The organism is Pelosinus sp. IPA-1, assembly GCF_030269905.1.
In the GTDB taxonomy this organism is placed as follows: domain Bacteria; phylum Bacillota; class Negativicutes; order DSM-13327; family DSM-13327; genus Pelosinus.
On sequence record NZ_BSVC01000003.1, the window covers coordinates 314,893 to 326,858 of the forward strand.

The window sequence follows — 11,966 nt, forward strand, 5'->3', positions numbered from 1 at the left end:
TGATGATGAGTGTTATAGACAAGGAAGAGAACACACGCAAAGTCGGACAAGCGGGTACCTTAGAACCCAATGATGTGTTGATTCGAGTAGAATCAAGAGAAGCGGGCAGTGGTGTCTTCATTGATCTAACCAGTAGTGTGAAGGCTCAGTATGGAGAGGCCATTCGCCGTAGTTTATTAGCTGTGGTTACGGAGCAGAAGGCATCTGATATCTATATCACGGTCATTGATAGGGGAGCATTCGATTGTACCATCCGGGCTCGGTTGCTCACCGCTTTAACCCAAGCAGGAGCTGTAGGAAAAAAGAGGTAGTTTGAATGAAGTTACGCAGGACGATACGATTCATTCAGGGGCCAAACCATGCTAGAAGGGACATCAGAAACAGTGTCCCAAAACAGAAAGGGATTTCGAGCCATAATTGGTATACGAAATCCTTTTTTTTATAGATCAATAAAGCGAAAAGTAAGAACGGATATAGCAATAGCTGTAGTTAATATTTGGATGCCTGGGGTGATTAAAACCATCAAGATGCTGAATGAGCCGGTGTATATAGTCAGAATCATAGTAACTTCCCTACGTGCAATGGTATTAGTTCCTTGTAAGAGCTTTGTTAATGGTTAGACCAGTTGTAGGGGTTATTAAAGACTGATTCGGATAAAATAGTGACATGCAGAGCAAAAGGATGGGGTTTTGGAAATGATACGAATTAGCAATTATCAACTTTTTTGTCTGATAGTATTATTTGAAATTGGCAGTAGTATTCTTTTTGTACGGGGAATTGAGGCCAAGCAGGACGCTTGGATTGCTGTTCTAGTGGGTACGCCTTTCGGGCTCGGTTTAATGTGGATTTATACGGAGCTACAAAAAAAAATCCCACAAGAAAATTTGTCGGAGATAATTACTAAAATATTGGGAAAAAATCTTGGTATACCACTGGTGCTCTTTTATGGATTATTTTTTCTGTATTGTTCAACTAAAAATTTCCATGAATTTGGTTTAGTCCTTGTTATTACTTTTCTTACCAAAACGCCAATATTCGTGATACTCATCGTTTTTATGCTGACTGTCCTTTATGTCCTTTTTCTAGGTATAGAGGTATTGGCGCGCACAAGCGAAATTTTATTTCCTACTGTTGTGTTCTTCCTTATCAGTGTAGTTATCATGATTGGTATATCAGGAAAAATCCAATTAGGGGAGCTGGAACCTGTCTTGGCAAACGGATGGCAACCTGTTCTTAAGGAGGCTTACCCTGGGGTGGTGGTTTTCCCTTTTGGTGAAGCAGTTGTTTTTATGATGTATTGGCGCTACTTAGATGCTGGGCAGCCTGTCCGCAGGATCTCATTGTTAGCGATCGGTATATCAGGATTGACTATCGCTTTTATCGTTGCTATCGATATTTGTGTATTAGGGGTTAATATTGCAGCTGCTGCGACTATATCTCTTTTAGAAGTTATTAAACTAATTAATATAGGTAATATTATAACTAATTTAGACGCCTTCGGGATAGTCCTGATGTTTATTGGAGGCTTTTATAAAATGATACTATTCTTTTACGGGGGGGTACAGGCATTTGCTACAGTATTTAAAGGCGTAGATTCCCGCTGGATCATGATCCTTTCGGCTATTTTCGTCCTATGGATGTCCATTGATTTTGAACCGAGTTTTCCATTTCATGTCTGGAGCGGACTCAAAGTTGCCCTACCATATATACATAATGTCTTTCAGACGATTATTCCTCCATTGCTGTTACTTATCTACTGGTTAAAAGACAAACAATCAATTCGTTGAAGAATGTATTTCCATGGATGGTGATGTAAGATGCTTGATATACAATATCTTAAGTATGTATTAGCGAAAATGGGATTGATCCCGGATGTTTTAATTCTGGGTGGATGGCTTTACGTTACTATTTTACTCATTGTACTTTTGTATTATTTTCTTTGCTTTGTAAAAAGAGTATTGTTTGGAGCGAGAAAATGATGATTTATTTAACATCATCGGATTGAATCGGCCTCAATATCAATCCTAAATTTCTAAGTCTGGCATCTACTTTCACTTCATAGGATACAGTGGGAAAGATGGTGTCCCAATCATCTTTAATGCCTTTCCACTCTTGGGGATATTTTTTAGAGTAAATACTGCCAAAGCCAAGAATATCCGAACCGAGTTTTGTTTGTACTTTATCGATCGTTGTTTGTATATCCTTTTCAATCATGTCCTTCTGTATTTCTTCCAATGTTGCAAATGAGTCTAGATATTTAAAATAATTGCCACTATCTTGTTGCTCTGCGATGTTTCCTTCTACGTTCACGTCAATAATAAATGAAATTTTCCCCTCTCTCATTTCGGGTATGATCTTGCTGCTTGCTTTCGTTATCGCAATAGCAATCAATTTGCCCTTTTCATTAGGAGAAGGGATATTAATAATAGTGTTTTTTACCTTTCCTGTTACCCAATTAAGACCTCTTGTTTCCATATTATCGAGGTATCCTACTAGTTTATCTTTTTTGAATACCGCCGTACCTGAAAGCTTGATTCCTTGGGTGGTTACATCTTTTTTCTCTTTAGTAGGCATGGTAGGATGCTCTACCATTTCCATGACTCCGCTAATCGGATTGCTTTCGCTTGTTATTCCTTTTAAATACGTTAATAAATCAGCAGTACTTACTTCAGAGTTCTCCCCTTTATTTTTGATAATGTTGTCTAAATAGGTTGCTTGTACATTCTCGATACCGTGATTTATGGTTAATATTTCTTTGGCGTTTCCGTCTTTCGCAATGATCAGCCAAACCAAATTTCGCATGGTACTATTTCGGATAAAAAAATCAAGTATAGGTAGAAGCCCTTCCTTAGCAAGCTGCTCGCTAATAACAAGTACTTTAACATGGGCGAAAAACGCAACTCGATCAAATTGTTTAGAAATGTTATTTACTGCTTCAGCCACTGTAGTTCCTTGTGTAGTAATAATTTCAACAGGGGAGGTGGATTCACCACCGCCTTCTTTTTTTAATGCTCCTGGTCGCACCATCTGACAAGTCACAATGATGTCCCCTGTCATATTATCTTTATCGAGTCCCATGGCAACTACTATGCCGATATCATTTAGTTCTCGTCTGTCCCAGCAACCTGTTAGCAATAAAGTACAAAGTATAACGGCAACGAGTATCCTTTTCAATTATTCTCACCGCTCTTCTTATTGGATTTGTTGATGCTTGATGAAAAGCACTCCTTTTTTGAATTTTTCCATGGTATTAATTTAGACAGTGCTTTTATAAGCCATAGTGGAAAGAGGATAAAGGAATCTTTCAAATCCTTCCAGATAACAGGTGCAAGGGGCGATAAATAGGGCGTACCGAAAGATCGTATAGAACACATATGGGCAATTATAATAATTAGCCCTACAATGAATCCATAGAATCCAAGTGACGCACTTAAAAGGAGAAGAAAAAGTCTAAAGAACAATAAAGCTTCCAATAAGGTTGGAATGATGAAACTTGTAATGGTTGTTATGGCCCCGATGATAACCATGGGAGCGCTGATAATTCCTGCCCTAACAATGGCATCGCCAACAACTAAGGCTCCTACAATACTGACAGCCTGACCTATTTGCCGAGGCAACCTGACACCAGATTCCCGGAGTAATTCGAATATGGCTGACATAATTAATATTTCAAGAAAGCAAGGGAACGGTATTCCTTCGCGGGTTGCTGCTGCTGTAATTAGAAGGACGGTAGGGAGCATTTCTTGATGGAATGTTTCCACTGCCACATATAACGCAGGAGAGAACAGTGTGATAAAAAATGCCAATAACCGAAGCAACCTTACGAAAGATGCAAAATAAAATTTGCTAGTGTAATCTTCAGTAACCTGAAAATTTTCAATAAATAAATGAGGTACTGTAAGTACAAAAGGTGTACCATTTACAAGAATGGCTACTTTTCCTTCTAATATTTTTGCTGTAACTCTCTCCGGTCGTTCGCTGCTTGCCATTGTAGAGAAAAAGGAAAGGGGAGCATCCTCAATATTTTGCTCAAGATATCCTGGTGAAATAAAGGCATTCGTGTCAATTTCATTTAAACGGCTTTTAACCTCCTCAACCGTTTTTGGATTGGCTATCCCATCAATATAAACAATATTGATATCTGTATGGGTTTGTGTTCCTAGTCTAAATGATTCAATAATTAGATTAGGATTTTTGATGATTCTTCGTATCAGTGAAGTATTGACGCGAAGGGTCTCGACGAACCCTTCACGGGATCCCCGGACAATTGTTTCGGTTTCCGGTTCCTTAATACTCCTTGTTTCTCCACCTTTGGCACTCAAAATAAGTACGGTATCATAACCGTCTATAAATAAAGCAGTATTACCTCCTAATACTGCATCGAGAACTTCATCAAATTCGTTCTCTTTTTTCAATTCAACTGCATTAAATAGATGGTCTTTTAGATTGGTAGGGATGTCATGAGATAATAATGTTTCATTAGGATCTATAATATGGATGTTAACAAGCAAAGGCTTAACAATATATTCATCAATTAGTTTTTTGTCACCCAACCCATCAATAAAACAGAGAAATACTTTTATTTGTTTGTTAACACCAATAATAAAATCCCGGAAGATAATATCATCGCTTTTGCCCAAAATAGTCTTCAGCGTTGTCAAATTAGCTTCTATTTCTTTATGAAGATAGTACTGACCTTCAAAATACTTCTCTTTTTTATTGGAGTCCGGATGTCCCTGATCAGCAGATGTGGGTGTCTGTTTGAGTTGGGTAATAATCTGTGATATGTCTTGGGCAATTTTATTACTTTCTTCACTTAGTTGTTTGAGGGCAGCTAACTGATTGGCAGTTTCGTCTTGAGAAGTTTTTGATATACTAGTTGAAGGTGCAGTGTTATGTAGATTTTTTCCCCGTTTCATTGTGCTCCTTCATCATAACATAGAATTGTTTTTGTATAGTATTCTCTGATTTGTTGCTTTACTATGTAAAAAAAAATAGCACTTTCACAATTGACCGTCAATGGTGTAGCAGCCGAGACTGGTACTGCTTGAACTATACCGAAAAAAGCATGGATATTAAAACCAAGATAATTTTCATACAATATCTCCTGCTAAAGAAGGAAGTTGACACAAGGATGACGTAATTAAACTAATAATTCAAAATTTAATTAATAATTAAATTAATAATATTACGATACAAGGAGTGAAAATGATGTTAATCAGTCAGCGACTATTTGGTAAGGTAAATGAAAAAAACGTATACGAATATACGTTGAAAAATGGTAATGGCGTAGAGATTTCTTGCTTGAATTATGGGTGTGCCATAACTAAGATTATCGTGCCTGACCGCAAGGGAAACTTCGAAAATATTGTGATAGGATTTCAAGAGGTAGCGGATTACCAAAAAAATTCTATCTTTGCTGGTGTAGTTGTGGGGAGAGTAGCTGGTAGAATACAAGATGCACAGTTTGAGCTAGAGGGGAAAACATATACTTTGCCCAGTAATGATGGTCCCAATAATCTTCATAGCGGACCAAACGGCTTTCATACTGTAGTGTGGGACGCAGCAATTATCGATAAAGAGGAAGAAGCTGTTGTGGAGTTTTCTTATACCAGTTTGGATGGGGTAGAGGGATATCCAGGGACATTGACAACAACAGTAACCTATACGTTAAACAACAAGAATGAGCTCACAATCCGTTACTATGGACAGTCAGATAAAACTACCTTGTTCAATCCTACCAATCACACATACTTTAATTTAAGTGGCAATTTCAAGCAAGATATCTCTCAGCATAGTTTAAAAATGAAAAGTAGTCGGTTTTTGGAAGTAACAGAACAGTTATTGCCAACGGGTAATTTGCTGGATGTGAAGGATACTGTTTTTGATTTTAGATCTGCCCGAAAAATAAGTGAGGGAATCAACTCAGTTGATAATCAAAATATACTAGCAGGACGAGGCTATGATCATACTTTCGTTTTGGATAGTAATCATGATAAGGAAATTATCTTACAGGATGAGGAAAGTGGACGTATTTTGACAGTTGAAACAGATGCAGTGGGGGTAGTGCTATATACAGGTAATCATATACCAGATAGTTTTGATATCTATGGGAGAAAATCTCGACGCTATTTAGGGCTATGCCTTGAAACCCAAGGACTCCCTGACTCGATTCATCATGCAAATTTTCCTTCCTGCATTCTACAGAAAGAACAGACTTTTACTACAGCGACTAAATATACTTTTAGTGTATAGCACTTTGATGATAATACTATGATCGAGAGAAAGGGAGATGTATTAGTGCACAAGATAGGAGTCTTAACAAGCGGTGGCGATGCTCCCGGTATGAATGCAGCGATTCGCGCTATAGTAAGAAACGGGATTTATAACAAGGTGAAAATAGTCGGGATCGGCAGGGGCTATACTGGCCTGCTTAGTGAAGAAATAAATGAAATGGCAATATCATCGGTTGGCGACATTATCCATCGTGGCGGAACGTTGCTCAAAACATCAAGATGTGAAAGGTTTCGAACTGATGAGGGCATACAGGATGCAGTCAACATATTAAAAAAACATAGCATTGACGGATTGGTTGTAATCGGTGGAGATGGTTCTTATCAGGGAGCCTATAAACTAGGTCTTGCAGGTATAAATGTTATGGGAATTCCAGGAACCATCGATAATGATTTAGCATATACCGACTACACCATTGGCTTTGATACAGCAGTCAACACCGTGCTAAATTCGATAAGTAACATCAGAGATACATCCATGTCCCATGAGAAAGTAACAATTATTGAAGTCATGGGAAGGTGCTGTGGAGATATCGCTCTTTATGCTGGTCTGGCAGGTGGTGCGGAAAGTATTCTAGTCCCCGAAGAAAAATATGAAGTAGCTAAGATTTGTGAAAAATTGATGCAAGGCAAAAGAAGGGGAAAAACCCATAATATTATTATTTTAGCTGAGGGCAGAGAATCGGCCAATGATTTACAAAAAGAAATATTGGAACATGCGGGCATTGAATCTAGGATTACGGTACTTGGATATCTGCAAAGAGGCGGGACGCCGACGGCAGTTGATAGAATTTTAGCAAGTAAGATGGGGGCCAGAGCAGTTGACCTCTTGCTTGCTGGAAAAAATAATCGAGCAATTGGGATCAAAGACAATCATTTGATTGACGTAGATATTATGGATGCACTGGCGCAAAAGAAAGTATTCGATCGAGAAATGTATAATTTATCGCAAATATTATCAATGTAAGAAGTCTTCTACTCCTATGAGATTTTTCTAAAGAGATAAGGTGCGCTGCATGGAATTCTGCGATAAAAGGAATTTATAAATATGCTATAAAATATAAATGATGCTCTCTTTGTAGACGGGGTTATTAAGAACCTAAAACTTGTCTATAGAGGGAGTGTTTTCTTTAGATGGGATAAAAAAGTTTATGTTTTTTTTCTGTTAAAAGGAGGAGATCTAAAAATAATAGCGTATATTATTAAGTAATTAATTAAATATTAAATTAATTACTTAAGGAGGGTGATAAATGGAAGAAAATTGATAGAGTTTAATACCATATAAGGATAATAATATAAGCGATTAAGATTGAGTTCGCCTGGTATATTTTATTCCTTAATGTTAATCGTTTCCAAAGTGTGAGTTGAATTTGGCTCTAGTGAAAGTTGAATTTTAAAAATATATTTTTGATTTTAATATAGCTATTCAATAATAAGGAGGCCAGTAATATGGGAAGTAAAAAGTATAGTATTGGAATTGATTATGGGACGCAATCTGGTCGGGCAATGCTTGTTGAGGTGGCAACTGGTACAGAAATTGCTACTGCAGTAGTACCTTATGCTGATGGTGTCATTGATGAACAATTACCAGGTACTGATATTAAGTTAGAGTATGATTGGGCATTGCAAAATCCAGAAGATTATTTAGAGGTCTTGCGTCAAGCAGTACCACAAGTTTTGAAAGATTCTCAGATAAACCCCGAAGATGTAATCGGACTCGGGATTGACTTTACTGCTTGTACCATGTTGCCTGTAGCTAAAGATGGTAGGGCATTATGTCAGCTTCCAGAATACCAAAATAACCCTCACGCTTGGGTCAAACTGTGGAAACATCATGCTGCTCAAGATGAAGCCAATTCTTTAAATGCAATTGCAGCTGCACGTGGCGAAGCCTTTCTAGCCCGTTATGGTGGCAAAATATCTTCTGAATGGATAATTCCGAAAATTTGGCAAATTCTCAATGAAGCTCCTGAAATCTATGAAGTTGCTGACCGATTTATGGAGGCCACTGATTGGGTAACTATGCAGATGACTGGGATAGATGTACGTAATAGTTGTACTGCTGGTTATAAAGCAATATGGCATAAGCAAGATGGGTATCCGGGAAAAGATTTTTTTAAAGCATTAGATCCCAGATTAGAAAATTTGGTAGCAGAAAAATTGAACAGTCCCATCGTAGCGATTGGCAGTAAGGCTGGAGGATTAACTCCTGATATGGCCAAGCAGATGGGGCTAAAAGCAGGCACAGCTGTGGCAGTGGGCAATGTGGACGCTCATGCTGCAGTTCCAGCGGCAGGGGTTGTTACGCCAGGTAAAATGGTCATGAGTATGGGGACATCGATTTGTCATTTAGTATTAGGTGAAGAAGAAAAAACAGTAGATGGTATGTGTGGCGTGGTTGAGGATGGTATTGTTGGCGGTTATTTCGGATATGAGGCTGGTCAGTCTGCTGTAGGAGACATTTTTGAGTGGTTTGTGGAAAACTGCGTTCCTGAAAGCTATTTTGACCAAGCAAGTGCGAGAAATATAAGTATTCATCAATTACTGGAAGAGAAGGCTGCTAAACTTGTGCCAGGGGAAAGCGGTTTATTGGCTCTTGATTGGTGGAATGGCAATCGTTCTGTACTTGTTGATACAGACTTAACTGGTATGCTGCTAGGAGCTACCTTGCTTACCAAAGCTGAGGAAATCTATCGGGCACTTATTGAAGCTACTGCCTTCGGTACGAATATGATTGTCGAAACCTTTATCAATGCAGGGGTGAAAATTGATCAACTGTATGCTTGCGGTGGCCTGTCCCAAAAAAATAATCTGCTAATGCAAATTTATGCGGATGCAACTGGATTAGAGATTCGTGTTGCTACCTCTTTGCAGACACCCGCATTGGGGGCTGCTATGTTTGGTGCAGTTGCCGCTGGCAAAGAACTTGGGGGCTATGATACTATTTTCGATGCCGCGGCTAAGATGACTAGTATAAAACAGGTCTATAAACCGATTCCAGAAAATGTTGCCCTTTATGCGAAACTGTATGCAGAATATAAAATCCTGCACGACTATTTTGGTCGTGGTGCTAATGATGTGATGAAACGGCTTAAAGAAATTAAGAAAAATACAAAAAGTAAAGAGTAAGAAAAAGGATAGTGAAGTAACTTAAGGGGGAGATAATTTTGTTAGAGGAACTTAAACAACAAGTATGGCAAGCAAATATGAATTTACAAAAACATGGATTGGTTGTATTTACATGGGGTAATGCCAGTGGCATTGACAGGGAGAAAGGCTTGATTGTTATTAAGCCTAGTGGCGTGGATTATGATCAAATGCAGCCTGAGGATATGGTGGTGCTGGACTTGGAGGGAAACCAAGTGGAGGGAAAGCTTAGACCTTCTTCTGATACACCTACTCATTTAGTCTTATATCGTAAATTCCTTGCTATAGGCGGTGTTGTTCATACCCATTCTACTTGTGCTACTGCGTGGGCTCAGGCGAGAAAATCCATTCCTGCCCTTGGTACGACCCATGCAGATTATTTTTATGGCGAAGTACCTTGTACACGTAGTCTCAGTAAGGAAGAAATTCAAGGGGAATATGAAGAAGAAACAGGTAACGTGATTGTAGAAAAATTTGAGAAGCTAAATCCTATTCATGTTCCTGGAGTTCTAGTCGCTAATCATGGTCCTTTTTCCTGGGGAAAAGATGCTAATGATGCAGTCTATCATGCCGTAGTCTTGGAAGAGGTAGCAAAAATGGCTCTCTATACTTGTTCAATGAATCCAGAGAGCAAGGCTATGGATCAGACGCTACTGGATAAACATTTCTTGAGAAAGCATGGTAAAAATGCCTATTATGGACAAAATAAGTGATAGTAGATAGAGCGGAAGAGATTTCATAATAATGAAGTTTGATGCTATTGAAGATTTCAGTGTAGAAAATGTAGTTAGAAAGTAAAAGAATTATTGAAAGTTTAATTAGCAAAAAAGAAGGAGGACGAGAATCATGTTTACGAATCTAAAAAACAAAGAAGTATGGTTTATAACTGGCAGCCAGCATCTCTATGGTGAGGAAACGCTAAAAGAGGTGGCCGAGCACTCTCAAACGATTGCTAAATCACTGGGAGAAAATGATAAGATACCTGTAAAAATCGTTTTTAAGCCTGTATTGACCAATCCTGATGCTATATATAATCTTTGTGTGGAGGCCAATAGCGCGGAAAATTGCATCGGACTGATTGCCTGGATGCATACCTTCTCACCAGCGAAAATGTGGATTGGTGGTCTAACGATATTAAATAAACCATTAGCCCATCTTGATACGCAGTTCAATCGTGATATTCCTTGGTCCGAGATTGATATGGACTTTATGAATACCAATCAGTCTGCCCATGGTGATCGAGAATTTGGGTTTATTTGTACGAGGATGAAGAGAGCGCGTAAGGTTATTGTTGGATTTTGGCAGGATGAAGATATCATCCAGAAACTGGCTGTTTGGTGTGGAGCAGCTCTGGCTTGGAACGATTTGCAAGGTGCTAAATTTGCTCGCTTTGGTGATAATATGCGAGAAGTGGCCGTGACAGAAGGTGACAAGGTTGAGGCCCAGATGAAATTCGGATACTCTGTTAATGGATATGCCTTGGGTGATCTTGTTAAGTATGTGGATGGTGTTAGTGATGCCGAGATTCGAGCGTTGATTACTGAATATGAACAAACATATGTGATGCACGACGAACTTACCCAAGGTGGGGCTAAGCGGGCCTCATTAGAAGATGCTGCTAAGCTTGAATTAGGCATGAAAAAATTCTTGGAGGCGGGTCGTTTTAAAGGATTTACCTCCAATTTTGAAAATCTGTATGGTTTGTCACAGCTACCAGGACTGGCATGTCAGCGTTTAATGGCAGCTGGTTATGGTTTTGGTGGCGAAGGCGATTGGAAGACAGCAGTGCTCGTCAGAGCCATGAAAGTAATGTCTTATGGTCTTGCAGGTGGAACCTCTTTCATGGAGGATTACACTTATCATTTGGAAGACGGCAATATGAAGGTGCTCGGTTCTCATATGCTGGAAGTATGCCCGTCTATTGCTAAGCAAAAGCCTTCACTGGAGATTCATCCCCTCTCTATCGGTGGTAAGGATGATCCTGTGCGCTTGGTATTCAATGTAGCGGCTGGCAGAGGACTCAATGCCACCATAATAGATATGGGTAGTCGTTTTAGATTGATCGTAAATGAGCTTGATGTGGTGGCTCCAGACTATGATTTACCGAAGCTGCCAGTTGCCAGAGCTCTTTGGGTGCCACAACCTAATCTTAAAGTGGGGGCGCAAGCATGGATTCTAGCGGGTGGCGCTCACCATAGCGGCTTTAGCCAAGCTGTGACAAAAGAGTATTTAGAAGATTTTAGCGAAATGGCTGGAATTGAATTCGTGTTGATTGATAATGAAACTAAGATTAGTGATTTAAAGAAAGAACTTCGATGGAATGATTTATATTATCATTTGGCCAAATAACTTATCGATAACCCCAATAAGTTAGAAAAAAGCAAAGTGATAGAGGAGATTATGAAAATAATTCAATTATTAATTAAGTTTTAAATTAATAATTGAATTATTGCGAATTGTTTGTTATAATTTAAATATTCAAACTAGTAATGCGGAAATGATAACAAAATATTTTGTGTAGTTAAT

9 protein-coding genes are annotated in these 11,966 nt (G+C 38.8%); 7 read left to right on the plus strand and 2 right to left on the minus strand.

Features of this window, described 5'->3' with window-relative positions; all coding sequences use genetic code 11:
- The first annotated feature begins 5 nt into the window (after nucleotides 1-5).
- Together QSJ81_RS08250 and QSJ81_RS08255 are read left to right on the plus strand one after the other, a co-directional pair.
- A complete protein-coding gene (locus QSJ81_RS08250) occupies nucleotides 6-311 on the plus strand; it encodes a citrate lyase ACP (RefSeq protein WP_352230873.1) in 306 nt (101 codons plus the stop codon).
- Between the two features lie 384 nt (nucleotides 312-695).
- Nucleotides 696-1,787: a GerAB/ArcD/ProY family transporter gene (locus QSJ81_RS08255; protein ID WP_285716935.1), complete on the plus strand. Its 1,092-nt coding sequence runs from the start codon at nucleotides 696-698 to the stop codon at nucleotides 1,785-1,787.
- A gap of 196 nt (nucleotides 1,788-1,983) precedes the next feature.
- On the opposite strand, the gene QSJ81_RS08260 is transcribed toward QSJ81_RS08255, so the two are convergent.
- A complete protein-coding gene (locus QSJ81_RS08260; protein ID WP_285716936.1) occupies nucleotides 1,984-3,174 on the minus strand; it encodes a Ger(x)C family spore germination protein in 1,191 nt (396 codons plus the stop codon).
- The gene (locus QSJ81_RS08265; RefSeq protein WP_285716937.1) at nucleotides 3,171-4,919 is read right to left on the minus strand and encodes a spore germination protein; all 1,749 of its coding nucleotides are present in this window, start codon (nucleotides 4,917-4,919) and stop codon (nucleotides 3,171-3,173) included. The genes QSJ81_RS08260 and QSJ81_RS08265 overlap by 4 nt, the downstream gene beginning before the upstream one ends.
- A gap of 289 nt (nucleotides 4,920-5,208) precedes the next feature.
- Between QSJ81_RS08265 and QSJ81_RS08270 the strand changes: the two genes are divergently transcribed.
- From QSJ81_RS08270 to araA, 5 genes are all read left to right on the plus strand, one after another.
- Entirely contained in the window at nucleotides 5,209-6,255 is a 1,047-nt protein-coding gene (locus tag QSJ81_RS08270; RefSeq protein WP_285716938.1) for an aldose epimerase family protein, read from the plus strand.
- Between the two features lie 45 nt (nucleotides 6,256-6,300).
- The gene (gene pfkA, locus QSJ81_RS08275) at nucleotides 6,301-7,260 is read left to right on the plus strand and encodes a 6-phosphofructokinase (RefSeq protein ID WP_285716939.1); all 960 of its coding nucleotides are present in this window, start codon (nucleotides 6,301-6,303) and stop codon (nucleotides 7,258-7,260) included.
- A 482-nt stretch (nucleotides 7,261-7,742) separates the two neighbouring features.
- Complete coding sequence (locus tag QSJ81_RS08280; RefSeq protein ID WP_285716940.1) at nucleotides 7,743-9,422, plus strand: ribulokinase; 1,680 nt, start codon at nucleotides 7,743-7,745, stop codon at nucleotides 9,420-9,422.
- 38 nt (nucleotides 9,423-9,460) lie between these two features.
- A complete protein-coding gene (araD, locus tag QSJ81_RS08285) occupies nucleotides 9,461-10,153 on the plus strand; it encodes an L-ribulose-5-phosphate 4-epimerase (RefSeq protein ID WP_285716941.1) in 693 nt (230 codons plus the stop codon).
- A 133-nt stretch (nucleotides 10,154-10,286) separates the two neighbouring features.
- Nucleotides 10,287-11,789 carry an L-arabinose isomerase gene (gene araA, locus QSJ81_RS08290; protein WP_285716942.1) on the plus strand — a complete coding sequence of 501 codons (1,503 nt, stop codon included), beginning with the start codon at nucleotides 10,287-10,289 and terminating at the stop codon, nucleotides 11,787-11,789.
- The last annotated feature ends 177 nt before the right edge of the window (nucleotides 11,790-11,966 follow it).